This is a genomic window from Burkholderia sp. Bp8998 (assembly GCF_003854235.1).
GTDB lineage: Bacteria > Pseudomonadota > Gammaproteobacteria > Burkholderiales > Burkholderiaceae > Burkholderia.
Genome location: NZ_QTQF01000034.1, coordinates 48,574 through 70,412 on the forward strand (window position 1 = coordinate 48,574; position 21,839 = coordinate 70,412).

The 21,839-nt window shown below is 68.1% G+C and carries 18 protein-coding genes; 7 read left to right on the top strand and 11 right to left on the bottom strand.

Features of this window, described 5'->3' with window-relative positions; genetic code table 11:
• Positions 1–9 precede the first annotated feature (9 nt).
• The gene (locus tag DIE06_RS28220; protein ID WP_124664241.1) at positions 10–2,877 is read right to left on the bottom strand and encodes a valine--tRNA ligase; all 2,868 of its coding nucleotides are present in this window, start codon (positions 2,875–2,877) and stop codon (positions 10–12) included.
• A 214-nt stretch (positions 2,878–3,091) separates the two neighbouring features.
• Between DIE06_RS28220 and DIE06_RS28230 the strand changes: the two genes are divergently transcribed.
• Together DIE06_RS28230 and DIE06_RS28235 are read left to right on the top strand one after the other, a co-directional pair.
• Positions 3,092–5,455 carry a UvrD-helicase domain-containing protein gene (locus DIE06_RS28230; RefSeq protein ID WP_124664219.1) on the top strand — a complete coding sequence of 788 codons (2,364 nt, stop codon included), beginning with the start codon at positions 3,092–3,094 and terminating at the stop codon, positions 5,453–5,455.
• Positions 5,452–6,249, top strand: a complete 798-nt coding sequence (locus DIE06_RS28235; protein ID WP_124664220.1) for a 5'-methylthioadenosine/adenosylhomocysteine nucleosidase — start codon at positions 5,452–5,454, stop codon at positions 6,247–6,249. Before DIE06_RS28230 ends, DIE06_RS28235 begins: the two co-directional genes overlap by 4 nt.
• Before the next feature lie 66 nt (positions 6,250–6,315).
• Here DIE06_RS28235 and DIE06_RS28240 read toward each other — a convergent pair whose 3' ends face one another.
• Positions 6,316–7,557: an MFS transporter gene (locus tag DIE06_RS28240; protein WP_124664221.1), complete on the bottom strand. Its 1,242-nt coding sequence runs from the start codon at positions 7,555–7,557 to the stop codon at positions 6,316–6,318.
• Between the two features lie 405 nt (positions 7,558–7,962).
• Between DIE06_RS28240 and DIE06_RS28245 the strand changes: the two genes are divergently transcribed.
• Positions 7,963–9,636 (top strand): methyl-accepting chemotaxis protein, encoded by a 1,674-nt coding sequence (locus DIE06_RS28245; RefSeq protein ID WP_124664222.1) that lies wholly within the window; start codon positions 7,963–7,965, stop codon positions 9,634–9,636.
• A gap of 18 nt (positions 9,637–9,654) precedes the next feature.
• On the opposite strand, the gene DIE06_RS28250 is transcribed toward DIE06_RS28245, so the two are convergent.
• Genes DIE06_RS28250 through DIE06_RS28265 form a run of 4 tightly spaced genes read right to left on the bottom strand, consistent with a single transcriptional unit; the run spans position 9,655 to position 14,561 of the window.
• Positions 9,655–10,530, bottom strand: a complete 876-nt coding sequence (locus DIE06_RS28250; protein WP_124664223.1) for an HlyD family secretion protein — start codon at positions 10,528–10,530, stop codon at positions 9,655–9,657.
• Positions 10,531–10,542: 12 nt separating this feature from the next.
• Positions 10,543–10,746 (bottom strand): DUF1656 domain-containing protein, encoded by a 204-nt coding sequence (locus DIE06_RS28255; RefSeq protein ID WP_124664224.1) that lies wholly within the window; start codon positions 10,744–10,746, stop codon positions 10,543–10,545.
• The gene (locus DIE06_RS28260) at positions 10,743–12,944 is read right to left on the bottom strand and encodes an FUSC family protein (protein WP_124664225.1); all 2,202 of its coding nucleotides are present in this window, start codon (positions 12,942–12,944) and stop codon (positions 10,743–10,745) included. Before DIE06_RS28260 ends, DIE06_RS28255 begins: the two co-directional genes overlap by 4 nt.
• 15 nt (positions 12,945–12,959) lie before the next feature.
• Positions 12,960–14,561, bottom strand: coding sequence for an efflux transporter outer membrane subunit (locus DIE06_RS28265; RefSeq protein ID WP_124664226.1), 1,602 nt, complete (start codon positions 14,559–14,561; stop codon positions 12,960–12,962).
• 157 nt (positions 14,562–14,718) lie between these two features.
• On the opposite strand from DIE06_RS28265, the gene DIE06_RS28275 reads away from it, so the two are divergent.
• Positions 14,719–15,660, top strand: a complete 942-nt coding sequence (locus tag DIE06_RS28275) for a LysR family transcriptional regulator (protein WP_124664227.1) — start codon at positions 14,719–14,721, stop codon at positions 15,658–15,660.
• 125 nt (positions 15,661–15,785) lie between these two features.
• On the top strand, positions 15,786–15,944 hold the full coding sequence (locus DIE06_RS38495; RefSeq protein WP_170296438.1) for a hypothetical protein: 159 nt from the start codon (positions 15,786–15,788) through the stop codon (positions 15,942–15,944).
• 63 nt (positions 15,945–16,007) lie between these two features.
• Here the strand turns inward: DIE06_RS38495 and DIE06_RS28280 are convergent, their stop codons facing one another.
• Genes DIE06_RS28280 through wrbA form a run of 4 tightly spaced genes read right to left on the bottom strand, consistent with a single transcriptional unit; the run spans position 16,008 to position 19,312 of the window.
• On the bottom strand, positions 16,008–16,835 hold the full coding sequence (locus DIE06_RS28280) for a metallophosphoesterase (RefSeq protein ID WP_124664228.1): 828 nt from the start codon (positions 16,833–16,835) through the stop codon (positions 16,008–16,010).
• A 25-nt stretch (positions 16,836–16,860) separates the two neighbouring features.
• Positions 16,861–18,282: an FAD-binding oxidoreductase gene (locus tag DIE06_RS28285; RefSeq protein WP_124664242.1), complete on the bottom strand. Its 1,422-nt coding sequence runs from the start codon at positions 18,280–18,282 to the stop codon at positions 16,861–16,863.
• A gap of 20 nt (positions 18,283–18,302) precedes the next feature.
• Positions 18,303–18,695, bottom strand: a complete 393-nt coding sequence (locus tag DIE06_RS28290; RefSeq protein ID WP_124664229.1) for a DUF2069 domain-containing protein — start codon at positions 18,693–18,695, stop codon at positions 18,303–18,305.
• Entirely contained in the window at positions 18,692–19,312 is a 621-nt protein-coding gene (gene wrbA / locus DIE06_RS28295; RefSeq protein ID WP_124664230.1) for an NAD(P)H:quinone oxidoreductase, read from the bottom strand. The genes DIE06_RS28290 and wrbA overlap by 4 nt, the downstream gene beginning before the upstream one ends.
• A gap of 147 nt (positions 19,313–19,459) precedes the next feature.
• On the opposite strand from wrbA, the gene DIE06_RS28300 reads away from it, so the two are divergent.
• Positions 19,460–20,791, top strand: coding sequence for a YihY family inner membrane protein (locus DIE06_RS28300; protein WP_124664231.1), 1,332 nt, complete (start codon positions 19,460–19,462; stop codon positions 20,789–20,791).
• Between the two features lie 18 nt (positions 20,792–20,809).
• Here DIE06_RS28300 and DIE06_RS28305 read toward each other — a convergent pair whose 3' ends face one another.
• Positions 20,810–21,127, bottom strand: a complete 318-nt coding sequence (locus DIE06_RS28305) for an Mpo1-like protein (protein ID WP_124614997.1) — start codon at positions 21,125–21,127, stop codon at positions 20,810–20,812.
• 158 nt (positions 21,128–21,285) lie between these two features.
• Here DIE06_RS28305 and DIE06_RS28310 point away from each other — a divergent pair, with 158 nt between their 5' ends.
• The gene (locus tag DIE06_RS28310) at positions 21,286–21,741 is read left to right on the top strand and encodes a CBS domain-containing protein (protein WP_044846066.1); all 456 of its coding nucleotides are present in this window, start codon (positions 21,286–21,288) and stop codon (positions 21,739–21,741) included.
• Positions 21,742–21,839 lie beyond the last annotated feature (98 nt).

Below are 21,839 nucleotides of genomic sequence, written 5' to 3' on the forward strand. Positions count from 1 at the left end.
TACCGTTTGTTACGCAGGCAACCGATCGAGCTGAGCGCGCAGCTTTTCCAGCGTGCTCTGGAATTCGGCGACGCGCTTCTGCTCCTGTTCGACCACGGCCGGCGGCGCTTTCGCGACGAACGCCTCGTTGCCGAGCTTCGCATTGCACTTCGCGATCTCGCCCGTCAGGCGCGCGATTTCCTTCGACAGGCGCTCGCGTTCGGCCGCGACGTCGATCTCCACCTTCAGCACCAGCTTGTTCGGGCCCACGATCGCGATCGGCGCGCCGTGCGCTTCCTTGTCGAGCGTCGCTTCATCGGCCAGGATCTGCACTTCCGACAGGCGGGCGAGAGCCTGGACGTACGGTGCGAACGAGCGCAGGCGCTCGGCATCGCCGGCCGCGAGCAGCGGCACCTTGGTCGCCGGCGACAGGTTCATCTCGCCGCGCAGGTTGCGGCACGCGTCGACGATCGCCTTCAGGTCGGCCGCCCATTGCTCAGACGCCTCGTCGATCTTCTGCAGGTTCGCGACCGGATACGCCTGCGTCATCAGCGACGCAACGCCTTCGGCCTTGCCGTGCGGATAACGGCCCGCGAGCGGCGCGACCTTCTGCCAGAGCGCTTCGGTGATGAACGGGATGACCGGGTGCGCGAGGCGCAGCACCGTCTCCAGCACGCGCAGCAGCGTGCGTCGCGTCGCGCGCTGCTGTTCCGGCGTGCCGTTCTGGATCTGCACCTTCGCGAGTTCGAGGTACCAGTCGCAATACTCGTCCCACACGAACTTGTAGATGCTCGTCGCGATGTTGTCGAAGCGGTAGTCGGCGAAGCCCTTCGCGATGTCGGCCTCGGTGCGCTGCAGGAGCGACACGATCCAGCGGTCGGCCGCCGAGAAGTCGAGGTAGCCGCCGGGGCCGCAGTCGCCCGCGCCGCACACTTCCGGCTTGTCGGCGCCGCAGTCGTGGCCTTCGCAGTTCATCAGCACGAAGCGCGTCGCGTTCCACAGCTTGTTGCAGAAGTTGCGATAGCCTTCGCAGCGCGCGAGGTCGAAGTTCACGTTGCGGCCGAGCGTCGCCATCGACGCCATCGTGAAGCGCAGCGCGTCGGTGCCGAACGCGGCGATGCCGTCCGGGAATTCCTTGCGCGTCTTCTTCTCGATCGTCGCTGCCTGCTTCGGATTCATCAGGCCCGTCGTGCGCTTCGCGACCAGCGTTTCGAGGTCGATGCCGTCGACGATGTCGATCGGGTCGAGCGTGTTGCCCTTGCTCTTCGACATCTTCTGGCCTTCCGCGTCGCGCACGAGGCCGTGCACGTAGACGGTGTGGAACGGCACCTTGCCGGTGAAGTGCGTCGTCATCATCACCATCCGGGCGACCCAGAAGAAGATGATGTCGAAGCCGGTGACGAGCACCGACGACGGCAGGAAGTGCTGCAGCTCAGGCGTTTCGTTCGGCCAGCCGAGCGACGAGAACGGCACGAGCGCCGACGAGAACCACGTGTCGAGCACGTCCTCGTCGCGCTTCAGCGCGCCGGCGTAGCCCTTCGCGGCGGCCTGCGCGCGCGCCTCTTCCTCGTTGCGCGCGACGAACACCTCGCCGTTCTCGCCGTACCATGCGGGAATCTGGTGGCCCCACCACAGCTGGCGCGAGATGCACCAGTCCTGGATGTTCTCGAGCCACTGGTAGTAGGTGGTCGTCCAGTTTTCCGGCACGAACTTGATCTGGCCGTTGCGCACGACGTCGAGCGACGTTTCGGTGATCGACTTGCCCGGGTTGAACGTGCGTTCCGGCGCCGGCTTCGTCATCGCGACGAACCACTGGTCGGTCAGCATCGGCTCGATCACGACGCCCGTGCGGTCGCCGCGCGGCACCATCAGCTTGTGCGGCTTCACGGAGTCGAGGAAGCCTTCCGCATCGAGGTCGGCGACGATCGCCTTGCGCGCGTCGAAGCGGTCGAGGCCGCGATACTGTTCGGGGCCGTTGTCGTTGATCTTCGCGTCGAGCGTCAGGATCTCGATCGGCGCGAGGTTGTGGCGCAGGCCGACCTGATAGTCGTTGAAGTCGTGCGCGGGCGTGACCTTCACGACACCCGTGCCGAACTCGCGGTCGACGTAGTCGTCGGCGATCACCGGGATCTCGCGGCCCGTCAGCGGCAGCGTGACGCGCTTGCCGATCAGGTGCGCGTAGCGCTCGTCTTCCGGATGGACCATCAGCGCGACGTCGCCGAGCATCGTCTCGGGGCGCGTCGTCGCGACGGTCAGCGAGCCCGAACCGTCGACGAGCGGGTAGCGGATGTGCCACAGATGGCCGTTTTCCTCTTCGCTCGCGACCTCGAGATCCGACACCGCGGTGAGCAGCACCGGATCCCAGTTGACGAGACGCTTGCCGCGGTAGATCAGGCCCTGCTCGTAGAGCGTGACGAACACGTCGCGCACGGCGGCCGACATCTTGTCGTCCATCGTGAAATATTCGCGCGACCAGTCGGTCGACGCGCCGAGACGGCGCACCTGGCCCGTGATCGTCGAACCGGACTGCTGCTTCCACTCCCACACGCGCTCGACGAACTTCTCGCGGCCGAGGTCATGGCGCGACACGCCCTGCGCATCGAGCTGGCGCTCGACGACGATCTGGGTCGCGATCCCCGCGTGGTCGGTGCCCGGCACCCACAGCGTGTTCTCGCCGAGCATCCGGTGGTAGCGGGCGAGGCCGTCCATGATCGTCTGGTTGAACGCGTGGCCCATGTGCAGCGTGCCGGTGACGTTCGGCGGCGGCAGCTGGATCGCGAAATCGGGACGCGACGGGTCGAATGCCGGGGCGGCATAGCCGCGTTTTTCCCACTCCGGCCCCCATTGGGACTCGATGGTGTGGGGCTCGAAACTCTTCGCAAGCGTGCTGTCGCTCATGGTTGGAAATCTGCCGAAAAATGCGTGAATTGGATGCCGAATCTGACAATTATAAATGGATGCACATCGACCAGCCATCGCCGTGCCCGCGCGGGCACGTCGGGAGGCGCGCGCGACGCGGCGGCGGCATGTGGCCGAACGGATCGGAAACGGCATCGCGCGGCCGACTTATAATGGCGGGTCCGCATTTTTCTCGCACGTCCGCTGCCGCTCCATGCCCGATCTGCTCGCCAATCTGAACCCTGAACAATACGCCGCCGTCACGTTGCCGAACGAACCGGCGCTGATCCTCGCGGGGGCGGGCAGCGGCAAGACCCGCGTGCTGATCACGCGCATCGCGTGGCTGATCCAGCAGGGCTACGCGTCGCCGCCCACCGTGCTCGCCGTGACCTTCACGAACAAGGCCGCGCGCGAGATGATGGCGCGGCTGTCGGCGATGATGCCGATCGACACGCGCGGGATGTGGATCGGCACGTTCCACGGCCTGTGCAACCGGATGCTGCGCGCGCACTGGCGCGACGCCGGCCTGCCGCAAACCTTCCAGATCCTCGACACGGCCGACCAGCTGTCGGCGATCAAGCGGCTGATGAAGGCGGCGAACGTCGACGACGAGAAATACCCGCCGAAGAACGTCCAGTACTTCATCAACAACGCGAAGGAGCAGGGGCTGCGTCCCGACAAGGTCGACGCGTCCGACAACTTCAACCGCAAGTTCGTCGAGCTGTACCAGGCGTACGACCAGCAGTGCCAGCGCGAGGGCGTCGTCGACTTCCCCGAGCTGCTGCTGCGCTGCTACGAGCTGCTCGCGTACAACGCGCCGCTGCGCGCGCACTACCAGGCGCGCTTCAGGCACATCCTCGTCGACGAGTTCCAGGACACCAACAAGCTGCAGTACGCGTGGCTCAAGATGCTCGCGGGCGGCCAGAACGCGATCTTCGCGGTCGGCGACGACGATCAGTCGATCTATGCGTTCCGCGGCGCGAACGTCGGCAACATGCGCGACTTCGAAGACGAATTCCGCGTGCGCAACCTGATCAAGCTCGAGCAGAACTACCGGTCGCACGGCAACATCCTCGACGCGGCGAACCAGCTGATCTCGAACAACGCGCACCGCCTCGGCAAGAACCTGCGCACCGACGCCGGCCACGGCGAGCCCGTGCGCGTGTACGAGGCGAGCACCGATGCGCAGGAAGCCGGCTGGATCGTCGAGGAGATCCGCTCGCTGATCAACACCGGGATGTCGCGCAGCGAGGTCGCGGTCCTGTATCGCAGCAACGCGCAGTCGCGCGCGATCGAGCACACGCTGATGACGTCGGGCATCCCGTATCGCGTGTACGGCGGCCTGCGCTTCTTCGAGCGCCAGGAAGTGAAGCATGCGCTCGCGTACCTGCGCCTGATCGACAACCCGAACGACGACACCGCGTTCGTGCGCGTCGTGAACTTCCCCACCCGCGGGATCGGCGCGCGCTCGATCGAGCAGCTCGCGGACGCCGCGCGCCTGTACGACTGCTCGATGGCCGCCGCGATCCCGTACGTGACCGGCAAGGCCGGCACGAGCCTCGGCGCGTTCGCGACGCTGATCGCGAAGATGCGCGCCGAGACGCAGCAGATGAGCCTGCCGGAGACGGTCGAGTATGTCGTGCGCGCGAGCGGCCTCGCCGATTTCTACCAGGGCGAGCGCGAAGGCCAGGACCGCCTCGAGAACTTGCAGGAACTCGTGAACGCGGCCACCGCGTTCGTCAGCGAGGAAGGCTACGGGCTCGACGCGCCGGCTCGCTCGATTCCGCTGCGCGCGGGCGCGATCGCCGCACCGGAACTCGGCGTGGACGCGGGCGATCCGACGGTCGACGTGCTCGATCCGGCGCCGCTCGACGATCCCGCGCAGAACCCCGACACGATGACGCCGCTCGCGGGCTTCCTGTCGCACGCGTCGCTGGAAGCGGGCGACAACCAGGCGCAGGCTGGCCAGGACGCCGTGCAGCTGATGACGGTGCACGCGGCGAAGGGCCTCGAATTCTCGGCCGTGTTCATCACCGGCCTCGAGGAAGGACTGTTCCCGCACGAGAACAGCGTGCTCGAATCGGACGGCCTCGAGGAAGAGCGCCGGCTGATGTACGTCGCGATCACGCGCGCGAAGGAGCGGCTCTACCTGTCGTTCGCGCAGAGCCGGATGCTGCACGGCCAGACGCGCTACAACGTGCGCTCGCGCTTCTTCGACGAATTGCCGGAGCACGTGCTGAAGTGGCTCACGCCGAAGGTCGAGGCGGGCTCGCGCTGGGGCGGCCGCTCGGACAACGCCGGCTGGGGGCGCGACTGGTTCGCGCGGCCGGGCGGCGGCAGTCGCGAGCAGGTCGTCGACGCGGCGGTCACCGCGCCGCTGCCGGCGTTCGCGAACAAGCAGCGCGCGGCCGACACCGGCTTCCGCGTCGGCCAGCAGGTCTTCCATACCAAGTTCGGCGAGGGCACGGTCACCGCGCTCGAAGGCAACGGCGCCGATGCGAAGGCGCAGGTGAAGTTCAAGCGGCACGGCGAGAAGTGGCTCGCGCTGGCTGTCGCGAAACTGCAGGCGGTGGAATGATGGGCATCGACATGGCTGAAACGGTTTCGACGCGCCCGCTCGGCATTCTGGCCGCGCTGCCCGAGGAACTCGGCGACCTGATCGCCGCGATGCGCGCCGAGGGCGCGATGAAGACGGTCACGCTCGGCCGTCGCGATTACCACGTCGGCACCGTGCACGGCGCGGCTTGTGTCGTCACGCTCGCGCGGGTCGGCAAGGTCGCCGCCGCCGCGACGGTCAGCGCGCTGATCCATGTGTTCGGCGTCTGCGGCATCGTGTTCACCGGTGTCGCCGGCGGCGTGTCGCGCACGGTGCGCGTTGGCGACGTCATCGTCGCCGATACGCTGCTGCAGCACGATCTCGATGCGTCGCCGCTGTTTCCGCGCTACGAGGTGCCGCTGCTCGGCATCACGCGGTTCGCGACCGACGCGGAACTGACGGGCCGCCTGAAGGCCGCGTGCACGCTGTTCGTCGCAGAGGAGGGCGCGCAGTTCGCCGCGCGTTTCGGGCTGGCGGGTGCGACGCTGCACGGCGGCCTGATCATCAGCGGCGACCGCTTCGTGTCGAGCGAGCGGGAAGTCGTCGCGCTGCGCGACGCGCTGCCGGACGCGCTCGCGGTCGAGATGGAAGGTGCGGCGATCGCGCAGGTGTGCGCCGAACACGACGTGCCGTTCGCCATCGTGCGCACGATCTCCGATACGGCCGACGATCACGCGACGCAGTCGTTCTCGCACTTCCTGTCGGCGATCGCGAGCAGCTATTCGTCCGGCATCCTCAAGCGTTTCCTGACGCTGCATGCGACGACGGCGGCCTGAAGCCGCCGTCGTACCTTATCTTCAAACCGTTCGGCCGGCCGCGGCACGCATGCCGCGGCCGTCTCGTCACGCCTTCTTGCGCCGGCTGCTTTCGAGGTTCGGCAGGAACACCGTCAGCACGCCGATCAGCGGCAGGAACGCGCACACCTTGTAGACGAACGTGATGCTCGTCGCGTCCGCGAGCTGGCCGAGCACGGCGGCGCCCACGCCGCCGAGGCCGAACGCGAAACCGAAGAACAGGCCCGCGACCATCCCCACCTTGCCGGGCATCAGTTCCGTCGCGTAGACGAGGATCGCGGCGAACGCCGACGCCAGCACGACGCCGATGATCACGCTCAGCACGCTCGTCCAGAACAGGTTCGCGTACGGCAGCAGCAGCGTGAACGGCGCGACGCCGAGGATCGACACCCAGATCACGTACTTGCGGCCGATCCGGTCGCCGACCGGCCCGCCGATCAGCGTGCCGGCCGCGACCGCCGCGAGGAACACGAACAGGTGGATCTGCGCGGCCTGCACCGACAGGTGGAACTTGTCGATCAGGTAGAACGTGAAATAACTGTTGATGCTCGCGAGGTAGAAGTACTTCGAGAACACCAGCAGCACCAGCACGCCGATGGCGGCGAGCACGCGACCCTGCGACAGCGTCGGATGGCCGGCCGACGCCGCCTTCTTCTTCATCGACGGATGCTTCTTGTACCAGTGGCCGATCTGCGTGAGCACGACCATCGCGACGAGCGCGGCCGCCGAGAACCACGCGATGCTGTGCTGGCCGTGCGGGATGATCACCAGTGCGGCGAGCAGCGGCCCGAGTGCCGAACCGGCGTTGCCGCCGACCTGGAACAGCGACTGCGCGAGCCCGTGCTGGCCGCCCGACGCCATCCGCGCGACGCGCGACGATTCCGGATGGAACACCGACGAGCCGCAGCCGACCAGCGCCGCGGCCGCCAGCAGCGTCGGGAAATTCTGCGCGGCCGACATCAGGAGCAGCCCCGCGAGCGTGAAGCCCATCCCGACCGGCAGCGAATACGGCTTCGGCCGCTTGTCCGTATAGAGGCCGACGAGCGGCTGCAGCAGCGACGCGGTGATCTGGTAGGTCAGCGTGATCAGGCCGATCTGCGCGAACGACAGCGCGAACTGGCTCTTGAGCATCGGATAGATCGCGAGGATCAACGACTGGATCATGTCGTTGAGCATGTGCGAGAAGCTGATCGCGCCGAGCACCGGGTAGACGGTGCGCGGGGCGAGTGGAGCAGACGGCTTGGCGGCGACGGCGGTGGTGCCGGCGCCCGTATCGAGGCTGGTTTCCATGCGAGCTGAGCGAGTTGAGGTGGCGGGACGCGCTCTGAGGGGGATCGGCGCGTTCGAATCGTTGTTGCGTCAAAGAAGTGTAATGTGGCGTATCGAGAATGTCAGGCCAAGTTTTGTCGCGATTCGGACAATGATGTGACGATTCAGCCATCGCCGCCTTTTTTGGCCGGGTATAACGCTGCGGCGCGTCCGCCCGTCGACGGGGCCGCGTGAGGCCGGATCGGTGTTTGTCCGGACTCAAGGAAGGCCGATGGCGGCCGTAGAACGACGCAACGACAACAAAGGCGCGCCGCGCCCGGCACCGGCCACGAGCCGGACGGACGCACGACGCGCGGCTTGGGCAGCCATCGCGGGGACCGCCGGAACCGACCTTTCCGGCGGCGTGATCAATACGGGGATATATCGATGAAAGCAGCATCATTGCATCCGCAGGCGGGTGCGGGCACTACCGCAACCGGCGCAGCCGCCAAGCCGGCCGCGCGACGTCCGCGCGCCGCTCGGCGCGAACGCCGGCCATGGACCGTGAAGGCGACGTTGCGCGCCGCGTTCGCGATCCTGCTGGCCGGCACGCTCGCGATCGGCGTGTTCTCGCTGTGGCAGATCAGCCGGTTGAACGCATCGATCGCGTCGGTCTACGAGCAGGGGCACGTCGCGAGCCGCGCAGCGGAGGAAGTGCGCGCCGAGGTGCTGCGCGCGAGCCGCGCGCAGAAGATGCTGCTGACCGCGACCACCGCGAAGGAGCGCGACGACCTGGGCGCCGAGGTCGGCGCGGGGCTCGCGTCGATCGGCCAGGCACTCGCGACGCTGCAGCGTTACGCGGATCCGGCCGATGCGGACGATTCCGCGCGACTGCGCGCGTTCTCGATGGCGGTCGGCACGTGGAGCGGCCATCTGCGCGATTTCGTCGCGCTCGTGCAGGCGCAGCCGCTCGACCTGTCGCAGATGAACTGGCAGGTCGGCACGCAGGACGTGTCGCTGCTGGTCGAGACCGGCAAGCTCGAGAAGCTCGTCGCGATGCTCGTGAAGACGCGCGGCGCGAAGTCGAAGGCGACGCTCGATGCGTCCGCAACGATCTTCTCGTCGTCGTTCGCGATGATCGCGGCGATGACGGTCGCGCTGATCGTGCTGGCGATCGCGATCGCCGAACGGGTCGTGCGCCGCCTCGCGTCGCAGCTCGGCGGCGAGCCCGCGGACGCGAAGGCGATCGCCGCCGACATCGCGCGGGGCGACCTGACGCGGCCGATTCCGCTCGGCCGGCACGACCGCGACAGCATGGTGCGTGCGCTGTCCGACATGCAGACCGGGCTCGCGGCGACCGTCGGCGAGATCGCCGTCAGCGCCGAGGCGATCGCGGCCGCGTCCGGCGAGATCTCGACCGGCAACCTCGACCTGTCGCGGCGCACCGAGCAGCAGGCCGTCGCGCTCGAGCGCACCGCGGCCAGCATGGAGGAACTCACGTCGACCGTGCGGCAGAACGCCGAGAACGCGCGTCAGGCGAGCGCGCTCGCGGCCAATGCGTCGGTCGTCGCGGAGGCGGGCGGCGAAGTCGTCGGGCGCGTGGTCGCGACGATGAGCGAGATCGACGACAGCGCGAAGAACATTCGCGAGATCATCGGCACGATCGAGGGAATCGCATTCCAGACCAACATTCTCGCGCTGAACGCGGCGGTCGAGGCCGCGCGTGCGGGCGAACAGGGGCGTGGCTTTTCGGTGGTGGCGGGCGAGGTGCGGCTGCTCGCGCAGCGCGCGGCGACCGCGGCGAAGGAGATCCGTGCGCTGATCGGCGCGTCGGTCGAGCGCGTCGCGAACGGCGCGGCGCTCGCGCACGATGCAGGCCGCACGATGGACGACGTGGTGCGGGCGGTCAAGCGCGTGACCGACATCATCGGCGAGATCTCGGCCGCGTCGGACGAGCAGAGCGCGGGGATCGACGAGATCGGCCGCGCGGTCACGCAGATGGATGCGGGCACGCAGCAGAATGCGGCGCTCGTCGAACAGGCGGCCGCCGCGGCGAATGCGCTCGACGAGCAGGCGCAGTCGCTCAAGTCGCTGGTCGGGCGCTTTCGCATCGCGGCGTAGGCGCCCGGCCGTCGACGCTTACGACTTCTTCTGCTTGTCCGGATCGATGATGACCGTGCAGGTCGTGCCTGCCGACAGCACCACGTCGGCCGGCACTTCGTCGATCCGGATCCGCACCGGCACGCGCTGCGCGAGGCGCACCCAGTTGAAGGTCGGGTTCACGTCCGCGACGAGGTCGCGGCTTTGCGGGTTGTCGCGATCGTAGATGCCGCGCGAGATGCTCTCGACGTGGCCCTTCATCACGCCGCCGCTCATCAGCCGCATTTCGGCCGGCGCGCCGACCTTCACGCGCGGCAGCTTGGTTTCCTCGAAGTAGCCGTAGACCCAGAACGAATGGCTGTCGACGATCGCGAGCTTCGCCTGGCCGGCCACCGCGTAGTTGCCCTTGAACGTCTGCAGGTTCGTGACGTAGCCGTCGACCGGCGCGACCACGCGCGTGCGTTCGAGATTGAGCTTCGCGGCGTCGAGCGCGGCGATCGCCTGCTGGTACTGCGCATCGGCGCTCGACGCGCTGTGCGCCGCGTTCTCGCGGTTTTCCTTCGACACGACGAGCGCGTCGAGGTCGGCACGACGGGCCGCGTCGTCGCGGCGCATCTGCAGTTCCGCGCGGCGGGCGGCGACGGCTGCCTGTGCCTGCTCGACCGCGATCTGGTAGTGCGACGGGTCGATCTGCATGATCAGGTCGCCCTTTTTCACGAGCTGGTTGTCATGCACGGGCAGCTCGACGATCGCGCCCGACACGTCCGGCGCGACGTTGACGATCTCGGCACGGACGCGCCCGTCGCGCGTCCACGGATCGTCCATGTAGTGCACCCACAGCGAGCGCCCGATCAGGATCGCGACGAGAAGGATGACGGCGGTCGCGACGAAGCCGAAGAGTTTTCTGAGAATCATGTTGGTTCGGAATCAACGGTAAACGGCAAGACTCAGTCCGCCGCAAATGCAGACGAGAAGGCACGCACGGAACAGCGACGGGTGCCAGACGAGACGGTAGAGGCCCGTATAGGCGAGCAGGCGGTCGACGGCCCAGGTCGCCAGCGCGCCCAGGACGAACATCAGGACCACCGTGGGCATGTAGGCATCGAGAATGGCGACTTCACGCGGCATCATGACGAGGCTCCTTGTTGGGGGCGCACGGGGCGGTTGCGGTTGAGCGGCTCGAGCGGCGATTCCGGATCGAGCAGCGCCGTGCGTACGAAATGCAGATGGCTCAGGATGCGCTGCAGCCGGTGGCGTTCCTCGCGCGACGGCGTGAACGCATCGAGCGTCTGCCGGGTCGCGTCGATCGCGGCATTGACCGCGGCGAGCGTCGCGTCGAAGCGCGCCGCGTCCGGCTTGCTGAACAGGGCAGACAGCGCGGTGCGCATCGTCTCGATCGCGCGACGCCACGGCGTCGTCGGCGCATAGCGCGGATCGGACGGCAGCGTCGCCAGCTCGGCGCGCAGGTCGAGCGCGGCGTTGCCCGTTTCCAGCACCGCGAACATCCAGCGCAGCGCGTCGCGCTGCACGTCGGGCTGGTCGGCCGACAGCGTGTGCGCCTGGTACATCAGGTCGCGCGCGCCGCTTTCGAAGCGCGTGCGCAATCCGGCCAGCCGTGCGTGGCATGCCGCGACCACCTGGTGGCGCAGGTCGGCGAACAGCCGCTTCTTCAGCCACGGCGCGGTCGGCGGGAACAGTACCGCGAACGCGATCGCCGAGACCAGCATCGACAGCACCAGCGCGAGCGCATCGTTCATGAAGCTCGTCGGGTCGTAGTGCGTGACGCTGTCCGGGCCGGCGAGGAAACAGAAGAAGATCAGGTAGCCCATCCCGTAGCCCGCGAGCTTCGGCTTCAACGTCATGTAGATGCCGATCGACAGCAGCGGCGCAAGGGCCACGCACAGTAGCGGGAAGCCGTCGATGTGCGGGTAGATGCCGAACATCAGCAGGAAACCCGTGCAGACGGCCAGCGCGGTACCCATGCCCATCTGCGCGGACATCGCGGTCGGGCGCGGCGTCGACGACGCGAGCGCGCAGGTGGCCGCGGCCGTCAGCGTCATCGTCACGCCGCTCGGCCACGCGGTCGCGATCCAGAACCAGCCGAGCACGAGGATCACGGTCGCGGTGCGAATCGCCGCGATCACCATCGCCGTCACGTTGGTGCGCGGCTCGTAGCGCTCGATCCAGCGTTCGCGCTCGTGTGTCGCGGTCGACAGCGACGCGTAGGTCGCCGCGTATTCGTGCAGGTCGGTGATGAAGCGGTACAGCAGCTCGGCGGCCGTGTCGAAGTCGAGCAGCGGAAAATCCGGCTGCGTTTCGAGCGCCGCGCGGGTTGCGCGGATGCGGCGCGGCAGCGCGTCGCGCCACGCAAGCAACTGTTCGGCCGCGAGCGCCGCATCGGCCGACGTGCGCACCGGTTCGCCATTGCGTGTCAGAAGCGGCGCGATCTCGCGGAAGTACGGCTCGATCGCATCGATCGCGGCCTGCGCGCCGGCCGCGCGCAGCCGGTTCATCAGCTGGTGCAGTGCGTGGAAGCGGCTCGATACGCTCATGAACTCGCTGTTCAGGCGCGCGAGGCGGCCGCTGCGCATCCGCGTGTCCGGATCCTCGAACACGGCCATGCTGCGCGCGGCTTCGAAACCGACCACGTCGGCGACGAAGCGCGTATGGATCGTTTCGATGTGCGCGCGGTCGAGCTTGCCCGACAGTGCCGCCGCGACGTAGTCGACGAAGCTGCCGAAGCGCTTGCGCACCGTCGTGCGCATCTGCTCGCCCGTGTACTGCGGAAACACGAGCGCGCTGACGACGCCGGCCGACACGATCCCGATGATGACCTCGGACACGCGCGTCATGGCGCTCATGAACGCGCCGTCCGGATGCTGCGACGCGGGCAGGCCGATCAGCGCGGTCGTATAGCCGGCGAGCAGGAAGCCGTAGCTGCGGAAGTTGCGGTTGCGCGCGGCGCCGGCGGTGCACAATGCGATCCACAGCGCGACCGCCAGCAGGAACAGCTGCGGCTGCTGCGGGAACAGCCCGACGAACGTGAGCGTCGCGATCAGCCCGAAGATCGTGCCGGCGACCCGGTAGAAGCTCTTCGCGAGCACCGCGCCGCTTTGCGGCTGCATCACGATGAACACCGTGGTCAACGCCGTCTTCGGTGCCGGCAGGTCGAGCCGCATCGACACGCCGGTCGCGATGAACGCGGCGAGCAGTGCCTTGAACAGGTAGAGCCACGCGGCGCCGTCGCTGCGGGCCCAGTCGCCGAATGCGGCGTACCAGGCCGCGAGCGGGCCGCCGGCGTGCGTGGAAGCGGAGGAGGAGGCTGACATGGCGGTCGCTCCGCGTTACCGTGCGGCCGGCCGGGCAGTTGCGCCAGCGGCACCGTTCGTCGCGACCTGCGCGGGCCGGGCACCGGCCGCGACGGGCTTCGCACCCGATGCGGCGGCCGGCGCGGCGGCACCCGCGGCGGACTCGTCGTGGCGCGGATGGCCGCCCCGAACGTCCGTCTCCGTCTCGACGCCGCCGCCGAGCGCGGCCATCAGCTGCGCGTGCGCGGCGAGGCGTTCCGCGTCGATGCGGGCCGCCGTCTCCTGCGCGCGCAGCAGTTGCTGTTGCGCGACCAGCACGTTCACGTAATCGGTCAGCCCGCGGCGGAAGCCTTCGCGCGACAGCTGGTAGCTGCGGTCGTTGGCGGCCACCGAGCGTGCGGCATCCTTCTTCTGCGTATCGAGCGAGCGGATCCGCACGACCTGGTCCGCGATGTCCTTGAGCGCGCCGACGATCGTCTGGTTGTAGCGCTCGACCGCCTGGTCGTAGCCGGCGTCGGCCGCACCGAGTTGCGCGCGCAGGCGGCCGCCTTCGAAGATCGGCAGCGACAGCGCGGGGCCGGCCGTCCAGCCGCCGTTCATCGCGCGCAGGAAGTCGGTGAACGGCGCGGTCACGCCGAAGCCGCCGACCGTCGCGAGCAGGTCGATGTTCGGGTAGAACGCGGCTTTCGCGACATCGATGCCGCGGGCCTGCGCGTCGACCGTCCAGCGGGCCGCGACGACGTCCGGGCGACGGCCGAGCAGGTCGGCCGGCATTGCGGACGGCAGGCCGGCCGGCGCGTCGAGCGACAGGCTCGGCCGCGTGATCGCGTCGCCGGCGCCCGGGCCCTTGCCCGCGAGCGCGGCGAGCTGGTGGCGCGCGAGCTGGATCGCTTCTTCATAGCTGTCGATCTGGCGCTCGTAGTCGGGCAGCGTCGATTCGGCCTGGCTGACTTCGAGCTGCGTGCCGAGGCCGGCCTGCAGGCGCTTGTGCGCGAGATCGGCCAGCGAGCGCTGGCGTTCGAATGTTTCGTGCGCAAGGTCGAGCAGCGCGTAGTTCATCGACATGCCGACGTACGCGCGCACGACGTTGACCTCGAGCTCGAGCTTCGCCGCCCGTGCATCGGCCGCGGTCGCATGCGCGGTGTCGAGCGCGCGCTCGGTCGCGTTCTTGTCCTTGCCCCACAAGTCGAGGTGGTATGACAGGCCAAGCGTGCCGGTGTTGTTCCAGGTATCGGCGTTCGCGAGCGGGCCCGGGCCGTAGAACACGTTGTCGGGCCAGTGCTCGCGCATCAGCGACAGGTTGCCGTTGATCTGCGGCAGTTCGGCCGAACGGGCCACGCGCGCCATTGCCTGCGCTTCGCGCACGCGGGCCTCGGCGGCCGCGAGGGTCGGGTTGCCGGCCTGCGCGGCGGCAATCCACGCGTCGAGCTGCGGGTCGCGGTACGCGCGCCACCAGTCGGACGCGGGCCAGCCCGCATCGCGGTCCGCCCCGCGGATCGCGGCACCGGCATCGAGCGCGTTCGCTTCGAGGCGGGCGGACTGCGGCTTGTTGTCGCCCATGCTCGCGCATCCGGCCATTATTAATGAGACTGCAAGAACCGCCAGTGCCAGCGTCCCTTTTGTTGCCGGAGACCGCACGATTTTCTCCCTTTCGGATATAGATGAGTCGGATGCGATTATATTTTTCAGTGATTCCTGAATAAATGGACAACGGTGCAAGTCATTTTTACGAATCCTGAGATAATATTGGTTCGCCCCTGTGCAACAATCCCTCCGGATTCAAACGGGTAATGGGATGGATACGTTACAAAACATGCGGGTATTCGTCCGTGTGGTCGACGCGGGGAGCTTTACCGCGGCCGCCCAGCAGATGAATTCGACTACCGCCTATGCGTCGCGCGCCGTGTCGGATCTCGAGGCGCACCTGCGTACGCGCCTCCTGAACCGGACGACGCGCCGGATCGCGCTGACCGAAGCGGGCGAGCGCTACCTGCAGCGCTGCGAGCAGATCCTCGCGTACGTCGACCAGGCCGAAGCCGAAGCGGGCGACGCGCACGCGCGGCCGTCGGGCAAGCTGAAGGTCCATTGCTTCACGAGCCTCGGGCAGCACTACCTGGTGCCGGCCATCGCGCGCTACCGGCAACGCTATCCGGACGTGCACGTCGAACTGACGCTCGCGCAGCGGATGCCCGACCTGCTCGACGAGGGGTACGACGTCGCGATCGTCGTCGGCCGCGACTTGCCCGATTCGGGGCTCGTGTCGCAGCGGCTCGGCGAGAGCTACAGCGTCGTATGCGCGTCGCCGGCCTATGTCGAGGCGCACGGCGTGCCGCGCACGCCGGCCGATCTCGAGCAGCACGTCTGTCTCGGGATGGTCGCGCCCGGCTTTCATTTCGACGACTGGTCGCTGTCGGGCCCGCGTGGCGACGAGGTGATTCCGATCACGGCGCCGCCGTTCCGCGTGAACGTCGCCGAGGCGCTCGCGGTGGCCGTGCGGGAAGGAATGGGGATCGGCGGGTTGCCGCTCTATTCGGCGATCGGCGGGCTGCGCAGCGGGCACATCGTGCGTGTGATGCCCGAATACCGGTCGCACGTGATGAATATCTACGCGCTGTATCCGTCGCGCCAGTACCTCGACGCGAAAATCCGCACCTGGGTCGATTTCCTGCGCGACGAGCTGCCGGCCACGCTGGAAGCCGACGAAGCCGCGCTCGCGCAGTTCACGGCTGCGACATGACGGCGCGCTCAGGCGCAATCTGACGAGATTTGTCGTTCACGCAACATTTTTTTACCAACGGACAGCGGACAGTTTGATACTGTTTCAGTCATGGAGATTTGGATCTGCCCACACCCGGAGTCGGAATGGATACGCAACTGATGATCGGCCTTGGAGTTCTGCTTGGTGCGGCCGCCGCCGCCGCGGCGACGCGCGATCTGCTGCGCGCGATGAAAGCGCGGATGAAGCCGGTGCCGGTGCGGGTGCGCCCGTCGTCGAACGGATCACGCCGCGCCGATCGCTGATCGGGCGGCCTGTCGGATCGGGGAGGGCCGCATCACGCGGCCCGATGCCTGACGGCTCGGCGTTCAGCCGAGTTCGACCACTCTGTCCCACGCAAACGCGGGATTTTCCAGTTCGCCGGTGCGCCGGTGGATATAGCCGCGCGGGTTGCACACCACGTGCGTGCCGCTGTCGGTCACGTAATCGAATGAAGTATGCGTATGGCCGTGGATCCACAGGTCCACGGGCGGCCGCACGAGTTCCGTCATGTCCGTGACGAATCCCGCCGACGCCAGGTCTTCGGCGTAACGCTCCGCCAGCGAGCGCAGGTGCGGCGCATGATGGGTGACGACGATCGTGCGGCCCGCGAACGGCGTCGCGAGCCGTGCCTCCAGCCACGCGCGGCTTTGCCGGTGCAGCGCGATCGCGTCGGCCGGCGTGAAGTCCCGCTCCGGCGCCTCAACCGCATGCAGTGCCGCATCATGCGGCCACGTCACCTGGATCAAGCCCTTGAAATCGAGCATCACGCGCACGCCGGCCTCGATCGCGCGTGCGATGCTTGCCTCGTCGGCGCCGAACAGCGAGAAATCGGTCCACAGCGTCGTGCCCAGCACGCGAAAGCGCTGCGCCGGATCGACGTACACGCCGTTGTTCAGGTAGTGCACGTGGTCGATCGCCTGCGCGGCGTCGCGCATCGCGGTTTCGAGCGCGCCGAATTCCCCGTCGTAGTACTCGTGGTTGCCCGGCACGTAGACTACCGGCACGCCCGGATCGAACGTCTCGGCGGCCCAGCGCAGGCCTTCCGCGTGATTGTGGATGTCGCCGGCGAGCACGACGAGATCCGCGTCGGCATGCGCGATCGTGTCGGGCTGGTTGCTTTCGAGATGCAGGTCGGACAGGACGCGAACTCTCATGAACATCGCTCCGGGGTGGTGGGCTTCAGCGCAGGACCTTGCCGGGATTCATCAGCCCGCGCGGGTCGAGCGCGGTCTTCAGCGTGCGCATGAGCGCCGTTTCGACCGGCGACTTGTAGCGCTGCGCGTCGTCGATCTTCAACTGGCCGATCCCGTGCTCCGCGCTGATCGTGCCGTGGTGACGGTGCACGTTGTCGTAGACGATGCGGTTGATCGGCGTCTGGAATGCCGCGAGGAACGCCTTCGGGTCGCCGCCTTCGGGCGTCTGCACGTTGTAGTGCAGGTTGCCGTCGCCGAGGTGGCCGAACGTGACCATCCGCGCGCCCGGCGCGGCCTGCTGGATCGCCGCGTCGGTTTCGTCGATGAAGCGCGCGACCGACGAGATCGGCACCGCGATGTCGTGCTTGATGTTCAGTCCTTCGTCGGCCTGCGCGAGCGGAATGTGTTCGCGCAGGTCCCAGAACGCGCGCGACTGCGCGAGATTTTCCGCGACCACCGCGTCGACCACGAGCCCGGCCTCGAACGCCTCTTCCATCAGTTTCTCGAACAGCGCGCGCGCATGCGTTTCGCTCTCGTTGTCCGACAGTTCGAGCAGCACCGTCTGCGCATGCGTGCGGTCGAACGGGTAGCGCAGTTGCGGATAGTGCTTGCCGACGAGCTGCATGCAGAAGTCCGACATCAGCTCGAAGCCGGTCAGTAGCGGGCCGGCCGCGCGCTGCGCGAGCGCGAGGAAATCGAGCGCCGCGTGCGGCGACTCGAGCGCGGCCAGCGCGGTGACCTGCGCGGCCGGCAGCGGATGCAGCTTCATCACGGCGGCCGTGATGATCCCGAGCGTGCCTTCCGCGCCGATGAACAGGTCGCGCAGGTCGTAGCCGGTGTTGTCCTTGCGCAGCCCGCGCAGGCCGTCCCAGATCTCGCCCTGCGGCGTCACGACCTCGAGCCCGAGGCACAGCTCGCGTGCGTTGCCGTAGCGCAGCACCGCGGTGCCGCCTGCGTTGGTCGACAGGTTGCCGCCGATCGTGCAGCTGCCTTCGGCGGCAAGGCTCAGTGCGAACAGCCGGCCGCCTTCGCGGGCGCGCGCCTGCACGTCGGCGAGGATCACGCCGGCGTCGACCGTGATCGTGTTGTTGTGCGGGTCGAGCGCCCGCACGCGGTTCAGGCGCGCGAGGCTCAGCACGGCTTGGGCGCCGCTCGCGTCGGGCGTCGCGCCCCCGGCGAGGCCCGTGTTGCCGCCTTGCGGCACGAGCGCGACGCCGTGCGTGTTCGCGAGCCGGACGAGCGCGGCGACTTCGGCCGTATCGGCCGGTTTCAGCACCGCGCACGCGCTGCCCTTGTAGCGGCGGCGCCAGTCGGTGAGAAACGGCCCGGTGTCGTGCGGATCGGTCAGCACAAAGGCGGCGCCGATCGCGTCGCGGCAGGCGGATACGAAGGCTTCGGAAGAAATCATCACGTTCGGTCGCGTAAGGGTCAGGACGCGGCGCGCTGCCGCTTCGCCGCGCGCTTGAATGGCGCGACGTAGGCCAGCGCGGCCACGAAGAAGCCGACGGCGAGCGCGGTCTCGCACCAGCCGAGCGTCGCGGACAATCCGCGGTCGGACATGCCGCGCACGATGCCTTCGGCGAAATAGACGAGGATCAGCATGCTCGCCCACTGCATCGTATAGATGTTACGCCGCCAGACGCCGGGCAGCGCGAGCGCGAGCGGCACGGCCTTGAGCATCAGCGCCGAGCCGCCCGGGCGCAGCGGCGCGAGCCACAGTTCCCACGCGAGCGACAGCGCGATCAGCGCGACGAGGCACGCGGCGGCGGCCAGCGCGTAGTGCGGCCGGGCGGCGCCGGCGGGGCGGGCGGGCGCGTTCATGCGGCTTCGGTGGCCTGGGCGGCGGACAGCGCGGCCGCGGCGCGGGCGAGCCGCACGCCGAGCGCGGCCGCGAGCGCCTTTTCATCGGCCGACAGCCCTGCAGGCGCACTGCGGTCGTGCTGCGACACGTGCGATGCGCCATACGGCGTGCCGCCGGTGCGCGTCGTGCTGAGCGCGGCTTCCGTGTACGGGATTCCGACGATCATCATCCCGTGATGCAGCAGCGGCAGCATCATCGACAGCAGCGTCGACTCCTGGCCGCCGTGCAGGCTGCCGGTCGACGTGAACACACTCGCCGGCTTGCCGGTCAGCGCGCCCGACAGCCATTGCGGGGTCGTGCCGTCGAGGAAATACTTGAGCGAGGCGGCCATGTTGCCGAAGCGGGTCGGCGAGCCGAGCGCGAGGCCCGCGCATTCCTCGAGATCGCGCAGTTCCGCGTACGGCGGGCCGTCGGCCGGGATGTCGGGGGCGGTGGCTTCGCAGACCGTCGAGACGGGCGGGACGGTGCGGATGCGGGCCTGCATGCCGGGCACGCTGTCGATGCCGTTCGCGATCGCGAGCGCGAGATCGCGCGTGGCGCCGTGACGGCTGTAATAGAGGACGAGGATGTCTTTCATGGGCGACGGGGCCGCGTGCGGCCGCGCGCTTGCCCGGTGCAGTCGGCCCCTGCTGGATCGAGCGGCTATTATAGGGGCTGAAGTCGTCGCATAGCGCGGCGGCGGCGCGCCGCCGTCGGGCGCGCGGCATCAATAAGGAGAAGCCGTTTGCCGAAGTTGAGCGTCGATCTCGACACCCTCAAGCGCCTCGCGCAATTCGCGGCCCGGCGCAGCGCCGAGGATCGCATCCCGCAAGTCGCGGGCAGCCTCACGTTCACGACGATGCTGGCCCTCGTGCCGCTCGTGACGGTCGCGTTCGCGCTGTTCACCGCGTTCCCGATGTTCGCGTCGTTCCAGATCTCGCTGCAGGGGTTCCTCGCGGACCACCTGATGCCCGCGCAGTTCAACGTCCAGATCTTCAAGTACCTGAACCAGTTCGCGTCGAAGGCCAAGGGGCTGACGACGGCCGGCCTGATCGTGCTCGTCGTCACGTCGGTGATGACGATGATGACGATCGAATCCGCGTTCAACCTGATCTGGCGGGTGCGCAAGCCGCGGCCGTTCGCGCAGCGCGTGCTCGCGTACTGGGCGCTGATCACGCTCGGCCCGCTGTTGTTCGGCGTGAGCCTGTCGATCTCGTCGTACTTGTTTACGGAATCGCTGGCGTTCACCGGCGCCGCGCCGTCGACGTCGATCGTCGAGTGGCTGCTCGCGCTCGTGTCGCTGCCGCTGACCGTGCTCGCGTTCACGCTGCTGTACGTGTACCTGCCGAACTGCACGGTCGCATGGCGCGATGCGGTGATCGGCGGGCTGTTCGCGGCCATCGCGTTCGAGCTCGCGAAGCGCGGCTTCGGCTATTACGTGCGGCGCATTCCGACCTATACGGCCGTCTACGGCGCGTTCGCGGCGCTGCCGGTGTTCCTGTTGTGGGTGTACCTGAGCTGGTTCATCGCGCTGCTCGGCGCGATGGTGGCGTCCGCGCTGCCGGCGATCCGCGTCGGCCAGTTCCATCGCATCCACTATCCGGGCAGCGACCTGCTCGACGCGCTCGAATTACTCGCGCGGCTGGCCGAGGCGCGCGCGGTCGGCAAGGCGGGCTACACCGCAATGCGGCTCGCGACCATGTTGCGCTGCGACATGGAAACGGCGCAGCGGCTGCTGCAGACGATGGAGGAGCGGGAATGGATCGCGCGGCTGGACAACGGCGAGCCGCCGCCGCGCTACATCCTGCTGGCCAACCCGGAGCAACTGACGCTGGCGCAGCTGTTCGACGTGCTGGTGATCGACCGCACCGAACTGACCTACCAGCTGCAGCGGCGTCGCAGCCATGTCGAAGGCGCGGCACTGCTCGAGGTGCTGTCGAACGATCGATTCGACGTATCGCTCGCGTCGCTGATCGCCGCGCATCGGCTGACGGCTGTGCAGCCGGCGACGACCGTGCCGGGGCCCGTGCCCGGCGACGCGCCCGACCCGCACGCGCGGCCGCCGAAAACGGCGTGACGCGGTGCCGGGCGGGCGTTACAGCGGAATCTTGCCGGTGCAGATGTCCTTGAACATCACCCAGTCGCCCATCAGGCTGTAGATCGGGTGCCGGAATGTGGCGGGGCGGTTCTTCTCGAAGAAGAAGTGTCCGACCCACGCGAATCCGTAGCCGCACACGACCGCCGCCGGCAGCCACGGCCAGTGGCCCGTCGCGATCGCCATCGCGACGCAGCCGATCACGCCGAGCGAGCCGATGAAATGCAGCCGCCGCGACGTCAGATTCTGGTGTTCGTTCAGGTAGTACGGGTAGAAATCAGCGAAGCTGGCGAAATGCTCCGTATGCGTATGCGCCATGGCCGTCTCCTCGGGCCGCCGTCCATGGGGTCATTGTGCGGCGGGCGGCCCGTGTCCGCAAGCGGGGGCGGCCGCGCCGCGCGGGCCCGCGCTTTCCTTTTGACAGGCTTTCCGATAGGATCGAAAGAGGTTTTGCATTCAAGCATGAGGGGACTACGATGCGCGTCAGCGATATTCTGAAAGTGAAGGGCAACACGCTGTTTACGGTGACGCCCGATAAGCCGCTGCGCGAAGCGGTCGATACGATGGCCGAACACGATATCGGTTCGCTCGTCGTGATGGAGTACGGCGATCTCGTCGGGATGCTGACGTTCCGCGAGATCATCCTGCGCCTGCACGTGAACGGCGGCGCGATCGGCGACGTGCAGGTGCGCAAGGTGATGGACGAGCCGCTCACGTGCACGCCGGAAACCGACGTCAACGAAGTGCGCCGGATGATGCTCGAGCGCCACGCGCGCTACATGCCGGTGCTCGACAAGAAGGTGCTGATGGGCGTCATCTCGTTCTACGACGTCGCGAAGACGGTCGTCGAGGCGCAAAGCTTCGAGAACCGGATGCTGAAGGCGTACATCCGCGACTGGCCGGAATCGGAAGCCGAAGCACAGAAGCCGTGAAACCCGTCGCGCCCGGTGCCATCACGCGCGGGCGCTGCCACTCGGCGCACGGCGGCGCAGGTTCAGCCTGCGCCGCCGTTTTTTCGACAACACCACAA